Raw genomic sequence first — 15,976 nt, 5'->3', positions numbered from 1 at the left:
ATAGTTTCCTCCTTAGCTGTAACTTCTACCAGATGTAGCAGATTACTTCGCCGCCGAGTCCTAAATTACGGGCTTCCTTATCCGCGACCATCCCCTTGGAGGTTGAGATCACGGCAGTGCCCAGGCCATTCAGAACCTTCGGAACTTCACCTGACTTGCAATATACTCTTAATCCGGGCTTCGAGATTCTCTTGAGTCCCTTAATTACCTTCTCCTTGCCTTCGCCATACTTCAAAGTGAGCTTCATCATGGGAATGATTCCCACGTTGTACTCTTCTACACTCTTGATATAGCCTTCCTGCAGAAGGATCTCCACAACGGCTTTCTTGACCTTGGAAGACGGTACTTCCACTGATTCATGCCTTGCATCATTTGCGTTCCTGATTCTTGTTAAAAGGTCCGCAATCGGATCTGTCATCATATCTTATATGCCTCCTTTCCTAAAATTACCAGCTGGCCTTGCGCACGCCTGGGATTTCGCCCTTATACGCAAGTTCTCTGAAGCATATACGGCATACACCATATTTTTTCAATACTGAGTGAGGTCTTCCACAGATTCTGCATCTTGTGTAAGCCCGGGATGAGAATTTCGGTTCTCTCTTCCATTTTTCGATCATAGCTTTACGTGCCAAATCTATTTACCTCCTAGTTCTGTGCGAAGGGCATGCCGAGGAATCTTAACAGTTCTCTGGCTTCCTCATCGGTTTTTGCTGTGGTTACGAACACAATGTCCATTCCCCGGACTTTATCGATCTTATCGTATTCGATTTCCGGGAAAATGAGCTGTTCTTTAATACCCAGCGAGTAGTTGCCTCTTCCGTCAAAGCTCTTGTCTGAAATTCCACGGAAATCGCGGACACGGGGAAGAGCGATGTTGATGAGTTTGTCAGCGAATTCGTACATGTTCGCTTTTCTTAAGGTGACCTTGGCTCCGATGGCCATGTTCTCTCTTAATTTGAAGTTGGCAACGGATTTCTTCGCACGGGTAATGACCGGCTTCTGTCCGGAGATGATCTGGAGGTCCGATACGGCGGATTCCAGAACTTTGGAGTTTTCCTTAGCTTCGCCAACGCCCATATTGATCACGATCTTTTCGAGCTTTGGCACTTCCATGACGTTCTTGTATCCAAACTTTTCCATCATGGCTGCTACAACTTCATTGTTGTATTTATCCTGTAATCTTGGCATATGTTACCTCCTGTTTAAAGTTCGCTGTCGCAGGCTTTGCAGTACCGTACTTTGGCACCGTCTTCCCGGAAGCGGTAGCTGGGACGTACGCCTTTTTTACAGGTTTCGCACCACAGCATGACCTTGCTGGAATTGATGGGCGCTTCCATCTTAACGATCTCGGATTTCATGGCATTCTTGGAGGCCTTGAGGTGCTTGGTGACGATGTTGACATCTTTCACCAGAACCGTGCCCTTCTTCGGATGCGCTTCCAGGATCTCACTCTTTACGCCCTTGTCGTTACCGGAGATCACGACAACTTTGTCATTTTTTCTTACATGCATTTTCATTGTCTCTCACTCCTTATATTACTTCTGGAGCCAGGGAAAGGATCTTCTGGAAGTCCTTGTCTCTCAACTCTCTGGCTACAGGCCCGAAAATACGGGTACCTTTCGGGTTCTTGTCATCTTTGATGATTACGGCTGCGTTTTCATCGAACCGGATGTAGGTACCGTCCACTCTGCGGACTCCCTTGACGGAACGTACGATGACCGCTTTCACTACATCACCCTTCTTAACAACTCCGCCTGGTGTTGCGGACTTTACGGAAGCGACGATGGTGTCTCCTATATTTCCATACCTTCTTCTGGATCCGCCCATAACCCGGATGCACATAATTTCTTTCGCACCTGAATTATCAGCGACCTTTAAAAGTGTCTGTTGCTGAATCATTTCTGACCTCCTTCCAAAGCCTTACTTGGCCTTCTCTATGATTTCGACCAGTCTAAAGTGTTTGTCCTTTGACAAAGGTCTTGTTTCCATGATTAAAACTCTGTCGTTAATCTGAGCTTCGTTCTTTTCATCATGGGCCTTGTACTTAGTGGTCCGATTAACGGTTTTTCCATACAGCGGATGTCTGACCTTGGTTTCGATGGCTACGACAATGGTCTTGTCCATCTTGTTGGAGACAACGCGGCCGATGAGAGTTTTTCTATTTTTTCTGCCCGCAGATTCCATTACTTCGGTCGCTACGGTTTCATTTTTAACTTCTTCCATGTTTTAATGACCTCCTTTCAAAGTCTACTGCTCTACAACGGAGCCAATTTCCTGCTCTCTCAGAACAGTTTTGATCTGAGCGATGGATTTCTTGACTTCTTTGATTCTGATCGGATTCTCGAGCTGACCGGTGGAAAGCTGGAACCGGAGGTTGAAGAGCTCTTTCTTCAGATCAGTCAGTCTGGCTTCTAAATCTTCAGAAGAATTCTTTCTGATTTCGTTAAGTTCTCTGGTCCTCATTACTCTTCACCACCCATTTCTTCAAAATCTTTTCTTGTAACAAATTTTGTGGAGATCGGCAGTTTGTGGGATGCAAGTCTCATGGCCTCACGGGCACGATCCTCGTCGACTCCGGCCAGTTCAAACAGAACGCGGCCCGGCTTCACGACGGCAACCCAATATTCAACTGAGCCCTTACCGGATCCCATACGGGTTTCAGCCGGCTTTTCGGTGATGGGCTTATCAGGGAATATTTTGATCCACTGCTTTCCACCTCTTTTAATATAACGATTTATGGCAACACGGGCAGCTTCGATCTGGTTGGATGTGATCCAGCCTGGTTCCAAGGCCTGAAGACCAAACTCGCCGTAGGCAATAAAATTGCCTCGGGTTGCTTTTCCTCGCATATTGCCCTTCTGCTGCTTTCTGTGTTTCACTCTCTTAGGCATTAACATGTGTCGTTCCTCCTTTCAAAAGATCCTAGTTTCTCTGGCTCTTGTCTTCCTGGTTCTTTTTAACAGGAAGGATCTCGCCCTTGTACACCCAGACCTTGACACCGATCTTTCCATAGATCGTATCAGCCTCGGCGAATCCGTAATCAATGTCAGCTCTCAGAGTCTGCAGCGGAATGGTTCCTTCATGGTAAGCCTCGGACCGGGCAATTTCTGCTCCGCCCAGACGGCCTCCGCACATGGTTTTAACACCCTTGACTCCATAAGCTCTCATGCCTCTCTGGATGGTCTGCTTCATGGCGCGGCGGAAGGAAATACGCTTTTCCAGCTGAGCGGCGATGTTTTCAGCCATCAGCTGAGCATTGGCATCGACATTCTTCACTTCGACGATGTTTAAAACTACATTCTTATCAGGAGTCAGCGCACTGATCTCTTTTTTCAGCTGATCAATCCCTGAACCACCCTTTCCGATGACGATGCCCGGCTTGGCGGTATAGATGTTCAGCTTTAATCTCTTGGCAGCCCGCTCGATCTCGATCTTGGAGATACCGGCTGTGTAGAGCTTCTTCTTAACAAATTCTCTGACTTTATTGTCTTCGACGAGGTTGTCGGCGAAGTTTTTCTTATCAGCGTACCATCTGGAATTCCAGTCTCTGATGACGCCGACTCTGAATCCGTTTGGATTAACTTTCTGTCCCACTAGCTTTTTACCTCCTTATGCTCTTTCTGCGACGACCACGGTGATGTGGCTGGTTCTCTTGAAAATGGAGAAGGCCCGACCCTGTGCATGGGGCTGGAATCTCTTAATGATAGGACCAGGTCCAACGTGGCACTCGGTAACATAAAGGGCGTCGCGGTCCAGTTCCAGATTGTTTTCAGCATTGGCTGCTGCACTCTTAAGGACTTTGCCGACTACAACAGCGGCGTCTTTGGGAGTGTACTGCAGAATAGCCAGGGCTTCGTTGACATTCTTGCCGCGGATGAGGTCCAGCACGATGTTGACCTTCATGGGGCTCATGCGAACATATTTGGCAACTGCTTTGGCAGTTACTTTTTCCATGGCGGCGGCTTTCGCTGCTCTTCTTTCTGCTTTTTCTTCCTTGGTCAGATGAAGCTTTTCCTTCTTCACAGCCGTTTTTTCAGCGAGGCGGACGCGGCGGTCTTCACGCTTGGCTTTTGCCTTGGCGCGGCCGGCGCTGCGGCGCTCGTCCTTTTCAACGGACTTTTTGGACTTCGGTGCTTCGTTAACCACTTCGGTGGAAGGAGCCTCTGTCGTTTCTACCGTTTCATTTACGTTCAATTCATCAAACATTTAGTACTCCTCCTTCCTATCTCATTTTGGACTTTTTCTCAGAGGCATGGCCTCTGTAAGTGCGGGTGAACGCGAATTCGCCCAGCTTATGTCCCACCATATCCTCGGAGATGTAAACCGGGATGTGTTTTCTGCCGTCATGGACAGCGATGGTGTGACCGATCATTTCGGGGAAGATGGTTGATGACCTGGACCAGGTCTTGAGTACCTTCTTTTCTCCCTTAGCATTCATTTCTTCTATTTTCTTCATAAGACCTTCGTGTACGAAAGGTCCCTTCTTAATTGATCTGCTCAAGTTCTTCCTCCCTTCGAGAATTCAAGGTGAAAAGCAATCCCGAAGGATTACTTCTCATTCCTTCTCTTGACGATAAGTCTGTCAGAGTATTTTTTGTGCTTTCTTGTTCTAAGACCCAGTGCCGGTTTACCCCAGGGAGTAAGCGGGCCGGGACGGCCGATCGGAGTCTTTCCTTCTCCACCACCATGGGGGTGATCCACGGGGTTCATGACGGAACCTCTGACGGTGGGACGGATGCCAAGGTGTCTGACGCGTCCTGCATTACCATAGTTCTCAATTTCGTGAGTGGTATTGGAGACGGTTCCGATCGTAGCCTTGCACTCGATCCGGACGTATCTCATTTCGCCGGAAGGAAGTCTCAAGGTGGCGTAGTCGCCTTCCTTAGCCATCAGCTGAGCGGATGCACCGGCGGAACGGACCATCTGGGCCCCTTTGCCTCTCTGCAGCTCAATGTTGTGGATGACAGTACCGACCGGGATGTTCTTCATCGGAAGCGCGTTGCCTGGCTTGATGTCAGCCTTCACGCCGGATTCAACCTTGTCGCCGACTTTGAGTCCGACCGGGGTGATGATGTATCTTTTCTCTCCATCAGCATAGACGATGAGTGAGATGTACGCGGAGCGGTTCGGATCGTACTCGATGGTTGCGACCTTTCCCGGAATGCCGTCCTTGTCTCTCTTAAAGTCGATGATTCTGTATTTCTGCTTGTGTCCGCCACCTCTGTGTCTGACAGTGATCTTTCCATGGGCATTACGTCCGGCCTGTTTCTTCTTGGTGACAAGAAGCGATTTTTCAGGCTTGTCGGTCGTGATCTCCTCAAAGGTGCTCATGGTCATTTGTCTTCTGGAAGGTGTCGTCGGTTTAAAACCTCTGATTGCCATTGTTGTTTCCTCCTGTGATTATTATCTGGCTCACTTGCCAATAGTGGGAAAAATCCCCTTCAGCCTGGGTAGGCTTTGGTTCAGCCTGATTCCAGGTCTGAAAGTCAGTCCATTGCGGCCTGACTTACTCTGTTGCCAGAGTAATTAGTTCATGTTTTCGAAGAACTCGATGGACTTGGAGTCCTGTGTCAGAGTTACGACAGCCTTCTTGGTGTCGGGACGCTTGCCCATGTGAACGCCGACCCGCTTGTCCTTGCCAAGGCGGTTCTGAGTCTTCACGGATTCGACGGTTACGCCAAATGCCTCTTCGACTGCGTTCTTAATCATGGTTTTGTCTGCATCGACATGAACTAAGAATGTGTACTTTCTTGCTTCCATACCAGCCATTGATTTTTCAGTGATGACCGGTTTTCTGATGATATCCCAGCTTGTCAGCTTCAATGCCATTATGCGTACACCTCCTCAATTTTCTTGACTGCATCCTGAGTCAGGATGAGCTTTTCATATTTTACGATGTCATAAACATTGATGTTGTTGCAGGGGACCATGGTGATCCCTTCAATGTTTCTGGCGCTCTTGTACGCGTTCATTTCCACATCACCGGTAACGATGAGGGCTTTCTTCACGGACAGCTTCTTGAGCAGCTCAGCCATAGTTCTGGTCTTGGGAGCTTCCATTTTCAGGGAGTCAATAACCAGAACGTTCTCTTCTTTAACCTTTGAGGATAAAGCAGATTTCATGGCAACTCTCTTCATTGACTTCGGAATGGCCATCCGGTAGCTTCTCGGCTTCGGAGCGAAGACGATACCACCATGTGCCCACTGCGGTGAACGGGTGGAACCCTGACGAGCCCGGCCAGTTCCCTTCTGACGCCACGGCTTGATTCCGCCTCCGGAAACTTCCGCTCTGGTCTTGGCTGACTGGGTTCCCTGTCTCTTGTTAGCAAGGAGAGCCAAGATGACCTGATGCATTGCAGCTTCGTTGACCGGGAAATCGAACACTGACGCGTTCAGTTCCACATCGCCAACCTGGCTGCCTTCAATGTTATATAATCCAACTTTCGGCATTTTTTAGTCCTCCTTCCTAAGCTTTTACGCTGTTTCTGATCACAACGGTTCCCTTGTTGGGACCTGGGATTCCGCCCTTGATCAAAATCACGTTGCGTTCCGGCATAACCTTGACGATCTCAAGATTGAGCACGGTTCTTTTGACATTACCCATGTGACCGGGCATTTTTCTATTTTTGAAGGTTCTGGAAGGATCGGAGGATGCTCCCTGGGAACCAGGTGCACGGTGGAACTTGGATCCGTGGGTCTCAGGACCGCGGCTGAAGTTCCATCTCTTGATAACGCCCTGGAATCCCTTTCCTTTGGAAATACCGGAAACGTCAATCTTTTCGCCTTCTGCGAACACATCTACTTTGATTTCATCTTTTACATTGTATGAGGAAATATCTTCCAGCCGGAATTCCTTCAGGAACCGTTTGGGAGTAACACCTGCCTTAGCGAATGTACCCTTTCTCGGTTTGTTGACGAGAGATTCTCTGATCTCGCCGAATCCAACCTGGATTGCATTGTAGCCTTCTTTTTCCTCTGTTTTGATCTGTACAACGACGTTTGGCAGTGCTTCAACGACGGTAACAGGGATCATTCTGCCTTGTTCATCGAAAATCTGGGTCATCCCGATTTTCTTTCCCATGATTGCTTTCTTCATTACATATACCTCCTGTAAATATTAGCGGATCGCAAAGGCTTCCTTTGCGGTCATAATGATTTTTAGGGATTACCTAGAACCATTAAAGCTTGATTTCGATATCGACGCCAGCAGGCAAATCAAGTCTCATAAGGGCATCGACAGTCTTTGGGGTCGGGTTGATGATGTCGATCAATCTCTTGTGAGTCCGGATTTCGAACTGTTCTCTGGAATCTTTGTACTTGTGGACTGCCCGAAGGATCGTAACGATCTCCTTGTCGGTCGGCAGCGGAACGGGTCCTACGACCTTCGCGCCTGAGTTCTTAGCGCTGTCCACGATTCTCTCTGCGCTCTGATCCAATAAAGAGTGATCGAAGGCTTTGAGTCTGATTCTGATTTTCTGAGTTGCCATGTTTTTCCTCCTTTTCTGGTACGTATTACTTCCACGCACAACAGCGGTATCACCGTAAACTGTCCCGGGTGTGTCATCGAAAAAATGCGCACGCCGAACAGCCGATGACTCCGACGTCTCGGCTTGAGGCCGAGGCTTGCTCATCAGGAATTCCCTGGAAGTCCAGCCACCTCCTGAGTCATCGCTACTGTTTCGCAACTTAATTATTATACTACAGAAGCACCGCTCTCATCAATACTTTTTCTTCGACCCGAAAAAAAATATCTTGAAAAGGCCATACTCCCGCATTCTAAATCATCAAGCTTTCTAATTCTAAAGCAAGTCCTAATAAAAAACAACAACTTTTCAAATTTTAGCCCAAATAAGAGGCGGAAATTTGTGATTCTATAGTCCCAACGCCATAAATTCAAAGAATGCTCGTTTTTCGTAACCTAATCACCTTACATCTTCAACCAATAAGAAACGTTACATTTAATTATGATGATTCCTGAGCAATGCTAAAAGAACTATATTCTTAAAGATGCGCAAGCTTCATAATGTATCAAGGAATTAATTAAAGTTGAAATTGGTGATCAATTCATGGGGTTTAATTTCATTGTGGATTATCTTGCCTTTATCCTAATATTTTTAAAGAAAGCTTCAATCACCAAAACGGATAGAAAAAAATTAGTCAGAGCATTTCAGTATGAGTGCGAATTATTAAGATCTTCAATTCCGGTAGGGATATACGATAGGATACTTGGGACTGATGTACAAGAAAAACTCAAATTATTATATAATTATTAGAGTATTCCATTTATTTACTTGACTATTATTTCATGATATGATGTAAACAAGAAATGCGGTGGTAACTCTTCGGGGTCCACTCAGGGCGGATTGTTGAGACGATCCGTCTTTTAATATATCCACAGTGACTTATTGCCAACCAATTCACTACCAAAAATAACCATCCTTTGGAGTCATGAGTGAAAACTTAGGTTTCTTATATAGCATTCAAATGCAAAAAGATCCTGTTACTGCTATTGTTCCTTGTCCAGAAGTTGATGGTATTTCTTGTCCGGGAATTGCTGGAAAGAATGGCAAGTTGAGAGAAATTTCAACTTGCCATTTTGTTTAGCTCAGTTCCCCATTGATGACCAGTTTGACCATGTGGTCGTCAATGATTCGCTTTCCACTTTGGTAACCAAAGATCAGGGTGCTGGTACACACTTGGTTGACTAGCCTGGCGGATCCACCGGAATATCGATAGATTGCCTCAGTAGCCTCATCTGAGAAGAGCTCATGGTCGATCCCGGCATATTCCAGGTGGCGTTTCATGTATCCCTTCACCTGTGAGTGGTCCATCAATTGCATTTTGCACTGGATGTCGATCCGTTGCCGGATCGCCGTATAGGACTGCATCTGGAGTTTCTCCCATAGCTCGACCTGGCCCACCAGTACCAGTGCCATGGGACTGACGGCATCCATCCGGAAGTTGAGGAGAAAACGTACCTCTTCAAGCATTTCTCGATCCAGCAGATGAGCCTCATCGACAACGACCACCGGACGCTTATTGTGGAGCCCTTTCATCAGCTCGATCTCTTTATGCAGCTGGCGTTTGGCATCCCCTCGATAGAATCTTGATTCGGCCCCCAGCTGATCCAGCATCCCTTTGTAGAAATTTCTCGGCGTCATTTTCGAGTCTGCCAGATAGATCAGGGTGTATCTGGTGTCATCCAGTTGATCGCGGAATCGGCGAATGGTGGTCGTCTTACCAGTGCCGCACTCTCCGGTGAGTACACAGAAGAGTTGCCGTTCGGCGACATAGGATAATCTGCTCAGGGACTCCTCCAGCGTATTGGAGGGGAATAGTTCCGTCGTCGGCAGATCCCGACAGAATGGAGTTTTCTTGAAGCCATAAAACGCTTCAAACATCACTGCCACCCCCTTTTCTTATGTCTTTGAAAGAGATGGCCGTAGACTGCTGTTTGTCTTTTCGCTTCTGATTCTGCTTTTGGGCACCATCGAGTAACCGGGAAGAGGTTGGCTTGACTGGAGTCAGGAACTCCGGCAGCTGAGGCTTGGGCGCCACCCGCTCCCCAATGACCAGCTTTCTCACCACAAAGGGTTTGTCATCCTGATACTCAATGCTCAGTTCCTCGGTGTTACTGGGGTCATAGACCACTTCCACGCTGCGAGCCACATAGGGTAGCCCAACTTCATACTTCGCGCCGCCAAAGTTGATGCAGCCACTCTTGTCGACTTTTCTGGTCTCGGCGTGCAAAAAGGCGTTGGCGACCTTCTCCGCCGGCAGATATTTCAAGGGCCTGGGATCCAGATTATACGCCTGATGCGGGGTCGTTCCATTGAGTGCGGTATGCGGTTTGTTCTGGTAGCATTCTTCCAACCAGATCCAGAACCGCTCATTCATAGCCTCCAGAGATCGCTCCGAGTTATCGAATTTATACTCATCGAGAAATCGATCGATATTCTGATTGAACTTTTCTATTTTCCCAGTGCCTTCCGGGGAGTAGGGCTTTGCGAAGATCAGCCGGATGCCAAGCTTTGCGCAGGCTCTGGACATCCACTTATTTTTAAACTGGCGGCCGTTATCGAAGTATGCCTGCTCTGGAATTCCCCACTTGAGGATGGCTTTGCGGAAGCAATCCTCAACGATGCTCTGCTCCAGGTTCGAGTAGAACTGGGCATGGAGGATCATCCGGGTAGCGTCGTCCAAAAACGCCACCAGATAGACCTGCTGCGGCTTGTTTCCAGGACCGATCGGCAGGTAACAGCCATACTTGATATCCGAATGCCACAGTTTGTTGCGGGTGCGTTTTTGAAATCGGCGGGTAGCTACCCCGCCAGCGGCATAGATGGCCATATGCTTCCCGCTGTAGCCCTTCTCCTGCAATTTCTCCTGCAGGCTGCTTCGCTTGATCGAGCCAGCTTCGGTGAGGCCTTCCCATTCCATGATTCGAATGATCTCAGCCACACTTCTGGACGGGATCTCTTTGCGCAGCCGCACGGCTTCGTCCAACACCGGCGCCGGGATGGCTCTTGAATCCTGCGATCCCCTCGCCTGCGGTATCAGTCCGGAAAATCCCTTCTGCTGATAACTATTCAGATATCGCCGTAAGGTCCGCTCGGAAATCCCAGCCTCGCGGCAGATCTGCTCCTTAAGCACCCGGATCTGCCCCTTGTCCAAGTCATGGGAAAGAAGGGGCGCCAGTAGAATCGCCCGTTGCGTCGCTATTTCCTGTGCTTTTTCCTTGTCCTTCATGTCATGCCTCCATTCAATTTCGAGTGATGACATGATTTTAGAGGACTCCTCGGTGGACACCTATGCCAACTGGGTATGTGGCCATCGGTGATTGTTGACTAAAATCCGGACAACCTTTTTCAGCCAGCCCGCAGGCTCGCCTACAAAGAAGAAAATCCTATCGAGTATGGACTGAGGCAGATCGGAAAAGTCGACCCCATAGTCCTGAGTGACTGTAGCATATGTACTGAGCAGAGCACCGACTAAAGCGTGGGCTCTGGAGTTGAACCAGGCTCGGACCCGCCGAATGGTCGAATTCTCAACGGGCACCGCTTCATGTTGACCGGTGATGATCTGCTCCAGGATCGTTGTGGTCTGCCGCTTATAGGGAGTTAAGAGATCCGGAAGTTCGTGATGGATCTTCCCGCAACCGGGGTTGGTACAGCGCAGGCGACGAAGCACCAGGATCATGACATCCCCATTCTCGTCGATCACTGATCTCCTGCGGGAGCCAATGACCTTAAGCGACTGATGACAGATGGGACATATGCTTTTCTCCATACTCCGAACAAAAAACACCCTGATCGGGATTCCATTCTAAAACGTATTTTGATATACTGATCATGCTAATAACTTAGTAAGGATCCTCCCTGATGACTCGGCGCGAACCATAGAGTCAGGGAGGATCTCTTTTTGTCCTCCACAATATTATTATGGACATTATATCCGTCTATTTACGGACAGGCAAGGCTGGCTACTATAGGACGATTGGTTCCGGCATAAACAAGATCCGATTAATTCCCATTCATTATTTTACCTCTTCAATGCGAAAAAAATGTTCTTCGATTCTTACTGATTGAACCTAACGAGTCAAATGGATTAGTCTATCAAAAGAAAATCTTGTATTTCAAAATAAGTAGATCACCTTACGGATTTATATAGCCGGAGGTGATCTCTTTTTTGTGGGATATTAATTGTTACCCCATTAAGTAAAAGTATTATACTCACCAAAATGTTGCCTTTGCAGAGAAACAGAGGAATAATTTCCCGAATACTTTATGTTATATATTGCAAGTCTAATCCGGTCGGTACTCCAGGATATCGCCCGGCTGACAGTCCAGCGCCTTGCAGATTTCCTCCAGGGTGGAAAAGCGGATAGCCTTGGCCTTTCCGTTCTTCAGGATCGATATATTCGCCATGGTGATGCCCACCCGCTCAGACAGTTCGGTAACGCTCATCTTGCGACGGGCCAGCATGACATCTAAGTTAATTACGATTGCCATAATGCCCTCCTCATATCGTCAGGTCCTGGTCGGTTTTCAGTTCGATGGCCTGACTGAGCAGTTTATCCAGAAAGGCGGCAAACACCGCAACGACTGCCGGAGCCACTACCAAAAACAGTCCGATGAGAATAACGCCTGGAGCATCATCCACTTCACCTGCAATATAAAATAGAGGAAGTCCGAGCACGTAGAGTCCGGCAATCAACCCGGCATAGCGCTTGATGCGCCGGATCGCCTGGACCGATAACTCGGAAAACGCCTGTCCGGCATCAATGAGGCTGAGCAGCTTCAGCGCCTGGACCAGTGCCAGATAGAAGGGAATTACCGTCAGATATATGACTGTCAGTATGGCATACAGCACTCCGGCCATTGCCGAACTTCCTTGGGCTGCTTCCCGGATCACGATGGGATAAAGGGCGATTGCCAGGACCAGAACCGGAAAACCGATCAGAATAACCGCCAGTTTCAGAAACCAGGTTTCTTTCTTCAAGATAACACCTCAAATTCTTGACTTGTTACCTGATTGTAACACTCTTTTTATCGATATTCAATAAAATCATCTTATGATTCAATATGAAAGGCGGTATGCGCAGTAGTGGCCTGCATATAAATCAAAGGGGATCCATCCAGTCCTGACATGCATGTGACTTATGAAGTGATCTGTGCCAGGTCATACATGTCTCGTACAGCAGCAGGCTGGTTGTTCATTTGATATATTCTGCGGCGACCCCTTTCTTGCAGTCAGTTCCACAATGATTCCGGTGTATTTCTGAGCAAACCGATGGACTCGGGTATCCCCCAGCGGTCACACCGGGGATCGCAAACCGTTCTTTTCCCACCCGCTTTTTCGCCCTTATTCTATCTTTCCAATATTGGAGGTCTAATATGGAACAACCAATTATTCCAGATGCATTGCCGCTGTCCCAGGGAGAATTTCAATCCCGCCTTGCCGGCAGCAAAGAATTGATTCAAACGATTCATCCGATGCGACGACGCCTGCTGACGTTGTTCGGCATCCCGATGGCCTGGTTCTTCGCCAATCATTATCTGGCGAGTCCCCGAGGCTTCTACCAGGCTTTGTTCTGGCCGTTTTTCGTCCTGGTCGGCTTCTGGTTCTTCAAGGATTACCTCCGGTACCGGGACATCACCGTGGTCTTTGGCCTGGGGGCAGTTCTGGCCGGTTCCGCCCATGCCGCTCTGTATGCTTCGGTCCCGCTGTCCGTGATCAATTTTATCGGACTGCCGCTTCTGGCTGTATTCAGCCTCATTCTGGCATTGCGAAGCCATCCGAACATGACACCCAGGCCATTCCTGACCGCTCTGGACGTCCTTCTGACCGGCCCTTTGCGCAGCTTGTACTACCTGCCTGGTTTTTTGAGAAGCCCGGGGCACAAGCCCGTCAAAGCCACCAGCCGAAAGACTGCTCAGGACGTTGTGATTGGATTGCTCATCACCTTGCCCCTGATTCTCTTCCTGCTCAGTCTGCTGACCCGGGCGGATGCCGAATTCGCCCGTTCCCTCGGGAGTTTCTGGCAGAACTTCCTGTCCGGTTTCCAGCTGAGCCAGGCGGCGAGCCGGATCGTTGGTACTCTTATGGCCCTGGTCTATTTTCTCGGGGTCATCATCACTCTCCTGCTGACCAGAGACCATCCACCGATGGTAATCAGCACGGATTCCAAACACTCTTCGACGATTTCACTGGTAGTTCTCTGGTCGGTCAATACTCTGTACGCCCTGTTTACTCTGACGCAGTTCCGTACTCTGTACTTCCCCAAAACAGCGTTAAGCGCAATGAACCAGAGCATTTCCCAGTACGCCCGATCCGGCTTCTTCAGTCTGCTTCTGGTACTGGCCATCAACCTGTTCTTGCTGTGGGTGCTGTACAGCTTTACCAGTGACTCTCCCCTGACGAATCGCTGGATGAAATCCGGTTTTCTCCTGATGATGCTCTTCACGGCCAACATGATTATCTCCAGTTTTTACAAGATGGGGCTGTATGAGTCCGAATTTGGTTACACCCATCTGAGGCTGTTCGTCAAGTTCGCACTGATCTTCTTTGCCCTTGGTCTCATTCTGGTGGGATTGCATCTGGCCGGCAAAAACCGCAGTCTGCTGAAATCATTGACTCTGCTGGCGCTGAGTCTCTATATGGTACTGAACCTGCTGAACCTGGACGGTCTGATCGCAGTCAAAGCTCAGTCAATTTACCAGAACCGGGGACGGCTTGATATCGCCTACCTGTCGGAACTGACGGCAGATGCCTACGGCCCCATGAAAGCTGCCTTCCAGTTTGATCAAGCCAGCGATCCCCGAATCATCGAGCTGAAAAATAAGTACACCGGCAAGATCTACCATGACCTGAATGATGAGTATCTCCTGCTGCACCCTCTGGCCAGAACGCTGAGTGAACTTCGAATCAGACCTTAATGCTCGCCCCACATAATCCAAAATGCAACCACTTCTGAAATGGGGATCCTGGTGAACTTCCCATGCTCTGTGCATGTGGCTGGTCTCTCATAGAACTACAAGAAATCAGCCTTGGAAAGCTCAAATCCTCAGTGGGGCAGCTGCAGGCTGCCCGCCGAAACAGTCGATCCTACGCAAAGAGCAGAGCAGCCCCCAGGCTGCTCTGCTCTTCGCTTTTCGTCTGAACCGTATTGTCGTCTGATCCGGATCGAAACGGGATTCTGTTCTGTTGGTCGCTCAGCTCCTAGGAGCCAATCTTGCGGGAGAATCCCATTAAATCCATCTGGAGGTTGAATATGTCATTGGCGGTCAGCCCGGAGAGGCTGCCTCTGACAAAGTCTTTCTCGGAACAGGAACTGATTCCGTCGCGGCGGCAACCCGTTCCGGCAATAATGGTCGGAACCCCGTCACCGGAGTGATCCCGCACTTCGCAGGGGGTTGAATGATCGGCGGTGAAGGATATCAGGCATTGCTCCAGATCAACGGCCCGCATCAGATCCCCCATCATCGCGTCAATCGCTTCGATCATCCCGATCTTTTTCTCCGGCTCATTATCATGGCCGGCCAGATCGGTGGCTTTGATGTGAACGACGACCCAGTCATATCCCTGATGGAGAAGCTCAATCGCCCAGTCTGACTTTCCCTTTAAATTGGTATCAAAGCTGCCGGTGAATGAATCATCTGTAAACACGCTCATTCCTACAATGCCGGCGATGCCAAGCACCGTTAAATCCCCTCCGATGCAGGCTCCTCTGATCCCGTTGCGTTCATTCAGGGTCTGGAACGCCATTTTCTGACCGCTGCCCCGGGTCAGGATGACATTGGCCGGTAGCAATCCCTGGACCAGTCTGGCCTGGTTGACCGGATGATCATTGAGTACCGGTGTAGCCCGGGTGAGAAATTCCCAAAGCAGCTCCGCCGTTCTGGCGGCTTCGGCGCTTCCATCCGTTCCCTGCGGCCGGGGCAGAAGCTCCCCTTCATGAGCCGTCCCCGGATCCGCATCGCTGACCCGGTCGGACAATCCGCGGCCGCGCAGCACAACGGCTACCCGGTGCTCGGTCAGTTCCTTGACCAGGACTGTCGTTCCATCACTCAGAACCATGCCGGTCAAAGCGTCCGCCAGAGCGGCGGTACCGGTTCTGATCCGGCCGGCGCGCCTGTCAATAACAATTCCAGCCTCGTCGATGGTGGCGAAATTCCCCCGAAACGCCACGTCGCCGTCCATCAGGTCCAGGCCGCCGCTGAACGCCTCCAGCGGTCCCCGACCGGAATAGGTCACGGCACTGTCATACCCAAAGATATGAAGATGCCCGACATCGGTGCCGACCGGCTTGCCTGGCGCGATGGGGTAGACATTGCCCGTCATGCCCATCGCGGCCAGCTGGTCCAGATTCGGTGTCAGAGCCGCTTCCAGCGGAGTTTTATGATTCAATCGCGCAATGGGACGGTCACCCAGCCCATCCGCAATGATCAGCAGTCCTTGTTTCTTTCTCATAGTTG

24 protein-coding genes are annotated in these 15,976 nt (G+C 49.4%); 2 read left to right on the top strand and 22 right to left on the bottom strand.

Annotated features, from left to right (window positions below; translation table 11 throughout):
- Positions 1-25 precede the first annotated feature (25 nt).
- The 16 genes from rpsH to rpsJ all read right to left on the bottom strand — a co-directional run bounded on the left by rpsH (position 26) and on the right by rpsJ (position 7,486).
- Positions 26-421 (bottom strand): 30S ribosomal protein S8, encoded by a 396-nt coding sequence (rpsH, locus tag P6M73_RS02280; RefSeq protein ID WP_277854536.1) that lies wholly within the window; start codon positions 419-421, stop codon positions 26-28.
- A 25-nt stretch (positions 422-446) separates the two neighbouring features.
- Positions 447-632, bottom strand: a complete 186-nt coding sequence (locus P6M73_RS02275) for a type Z 30S ribosomal protein S14 (protein WP_277854535.1) — start codon at positions 630-632, stop codon at positions 447-449.
- Positions 633-645: 13 nt separating this feature from the next.
- Positions 646-1,188: a 50S ribosomal protein L5 gene (gene rplE, locus P6M73_RS02270; protein ID WP_277854534.1), complete on the bottom strand. Its 543-nt coding sequence runs from the start codon at positions 1,186-1,188 to the stop codon at positions 646-648.
- 14 nt (positions 1,189-1,202) lie between these two features.
- Positions 1,203-1,517: a 50S ribosomal protein L24 gene (rplX, locus tag P6M73_RS02265; protein WP_277854533.1), complete on the bottom strand. Its 315-nt coding sequence runs from the start codon at positions 1,515-1,517 to the stop codon at positions 1,203-1,205.
- 13 nt (positions 1,518-1,530) lie between these two features.
- A complete protein-coding gene (gene rplN, locus P6M73_RS02260; protein ID WP_277854532.1) occupies positions 1,531-1,899 on the bottom strand; it encodes a 50S ribosomal protein L14 in 369 nt (122 codons plus the stop codon).
- A 21-nt stretch (positions 1,900-1,920) separates the two neighbouring features.
- The gene (rpsQ, locus tag P6M73_RS02255; RefSeq protein WP_277855717.1) at positions 1,921-2,184 is read right to left on the bottom strand and encodes a 30S ribosomal protein S17; all 264 of its coding nucleotides are present in this window, start codon (positions 2,182-2,184) and stop codon (positions 1,921-1,923) included.
- 63 nt (positions 2,185-2,247) lie between these two features.
- Entirely contained in the window at positions 2,248-2,463 is a 216-nt protein-coding gene (rpmC, locus tag P6M73_RS02250) for a 50S ribosomal protein L29 (protein ID WP_277854531.1), read from the bottom strand.
- A complete protein-coding gene (gene rplP, locus P6M73_RS02245; protein ID WP_277854530.1) occupies positions 2,463-2,897 on the bottom strand; it encodes a 50S ribosomal protein L16 in 435 nt (144 codons plus the stop codon). The genes rpmC and rplP overlap by 1 nt, the downstream gene beginning before the upstream one ends.
- Before the next feature lie 25 nt (positions 2,898-2,922).
- Entirely contained in the window at positions 2,923-3,594 is a 672-nt protein-coding gene (gene rpsC, locus P6M73_RS02240; RefSeq protein WP_277854529.1) for a 30S ribosomal protein S3, read from the bottom strand.
- A gap of 15 nt (positions 3,595-3,609) precedes the next feature.
- Entirely contained in the window at positions 3,610-3,954 is a 345-nt protein-coding gene (gene rplV, locus P6M73_RS02235; protein ID WP_277855716.1) for a 50S ribosomal protein L22, read from the bottom strand.
- Between the two features lie 268 nt (positions 3,955-4,222).
- Positions 4,223-4,501 (bottom strand): 30S ribosomal protein S19, encoded by a 279-nt coding sequence (gene rpsS, locus P6M73_RS02230; protein ID WP_277854528.1) that lies wholly within the window; start codon positions 4,499-4,501, stop codon positions 4,223-4,225.
- A 47-nt stretch (positions 4,502-4,548) separates the two neighbouring features.
- Positions 4,549-5,382 (bottom strand): 50S ribosomal protein L2, encoded by an 834-nt coding sequence (gene rplB / locus P6M73_RS02225; protein WP_277854527.1) that lies wholly within the window; start codon positions 5,380-5,382, stop codon positions 4,549-4,551.
- A 144-nt stretch (positions 5,383-5,526) separates the two neighbouring features.
- Positions 5,527-5,823 (bottom strand): 50S ribosomal protein L23, encoded by a 297-nt coding sequence (gene rplW, locus P6M73_RS02220; RefSeq protein ID WP_277855715.1) that lies wholly within the window; start codon positions 5,821-5,823, stop codon positions 5,527-5,529.
- Between the two features lie 5 nt (positions 5,824-5,828).
- Positions 5,829-6,449, bottom strand: a complete 621-nt coding sequence (gene rplD / locus P6M73_RS02215; protein ID WP_277854526.1) for a 50S ribosomal protein L4 — start codon at positions 6,447-6,449, stop codon at positions 5,829-5,831.
- 16 nt (positions 6,450-6,465) lie between these two features.
- Positions 6,466-7,095 (bottom strand): 50S ribosomal protein L3, encoded by a 630-nt coding sequence (gene rplC / locus P6M73_RS02210; protein ID WP_277854525.1) that lies wholly within the window; start codon positions 7,093-7,095, stop codon positions 6,466-6,468.
- Between the two features lie 82 nt (positions 7,096-7,177).
- Positions 7,178-7,486: a 30S ribosomal protein S10 gene (gene rpsJ, locus P6M73_RS02205; RefSeq protein WP_277854524.1), complete on the bottom strand. Its 309-nt coding sequence runs from the start codon at positions 7,484-7,486 to the stop codon at positions 7,178-7,180.
- Between the two features lie 961 nt (positions 7,487-8,447).
- Here rpsJ and P6M73_RS02200 point away from each other — a divergent pair.
- On the top strand, positions 8,448-8,603 hold the full coding sequence (locus P6M73_RS02200) for a hypothetical protein (RefSeq protein WP_277854523.1): 156 nt from the start codon (positions 8,448-8,450) through the stop codon (positions 8,601-8,603).
- Here P6M73_RS02200 and P6M73_RS02195 read toward each other — a convergent pair.
- The 5 genes from P6M73_RS02195 to P6M73_RS02175 all read right to left on the bottom strand — a co-directional run bounded on the left by P6M73_RS02195 (position 8,600) and on the right by P6M73_RS02175 (position 12,500).
- The gene (locus P6M73_RS02195; protein ID WP_277853148.1) at positions 8,600-9,400 is read right to left on the bottom strand and encodes an ExeA family protein; all 801 of its coding nucleotides are present in this window, start codon (positions 9,398-9,400) and stop codon (positions 8,600-8,602) included. The two genes, P6M73_RS02200 and P6M73_RS02195, sit on opposite strands and share 4 nt — an antisense overlap.
- Positions 9,393-10,748, bottom strand: a complete 1,356-nt coding sequence (locus tag P6M73_RS02190; RefSeq protein WP_277854522.1) for a DDE-type integrase/transposase/recombinase — start codon at positions 10,746-10,748, stop codon at positions 9,393-9,395. The genes P6M73_RS02195 and P6M73_RS02190 overlap by 8 nt, the downstream gene beginning before the upstream one ends.
- A 60-nt stretch (positions 10,749-10,808) precedes the next feature.
- Positions 10,809-11,288, bottom strand: coding sequence for a DUF6431 domain-containing protein (locus tag P6M73_RS02185; protein ID WP_277853146.1), 480 nt, complete (start codon positions 11,286-11,288; stop codon positions 10,809-10,811).
- 515 nt (positions 11,289-11,803) lie between these two features.
- Positions 11,804-12,010, bottom strand: a complete 207-nt coding sequence (locus P6M73_RS02180) for a helix-turn-helix domain-containing protein (protein ID WP_277854521.1) — start codon at positions 12,008-12,010, stop codon at positions 11,804-11,806.
- A gap of 10 nt (positions 12,011-12,020) precedes the next feature.
- Positions 12,021-12,500, bottom strand: coding sequence for a DUF2975 domain-containing protein (locus tag P6M73_RS02175; RefSeq protein WP_277854520.1), 480 nt, complete (start codon positions 12,498-12,500; stop codon positions 12,021-12,023).
- A 395-nt stretch (positions 12,501-12,895) separates the two neighbouring features.
- On the opposite strand from P6M73_RS02175, the gene P6M73_RS02170 reads away from it, so the two are divergent.
- The gene (locus tag P6M73_RS02170; RefSeq protein WP_277854519.1) at positions 12,896-14,437 is read left to right on the top strand and encodes a DUF4153 domain-containing protein; all 1,542 of its coding nucleotides are present in this window, start codon (positions 12,896-12,898) and stop codon (positions 14,435-14,437) included.
- A 283-nt stretch (positions 14,438-14,720) separates the two neighbouring features.
- On the opposite strand, the gene apgM is transcribed toward P6M73_RS02170, so the two are convergent.
- On the bottom strand, positions 14,721-15,971 hold the full coding sequence (gene apgM, locus P6M73_RS02165) for a 2,3-bisphosphoglycerate-independent phosphoglycerate mutase (protein ID WP_277854518.1): 1,251 nt from the start codon (positions 15,969-15,971) through the stop codon (positions 14,721-14,723).
- Positions 15,972-15,976 lie beyond the last annotated feature (5 nt).

The organism is Anaerococcoides asporogena (assembly GCF_029590275.1).
GTDB lineage: Bacteria > Bacillota > Clostridia > Clostridiales > Clostridiaceae > JG1575.
The sequence above is the reverse complement of the archived record's forward strand: the minus strand, read 5'-3'. Positions and strand labels throughout refer to the sequence as shown.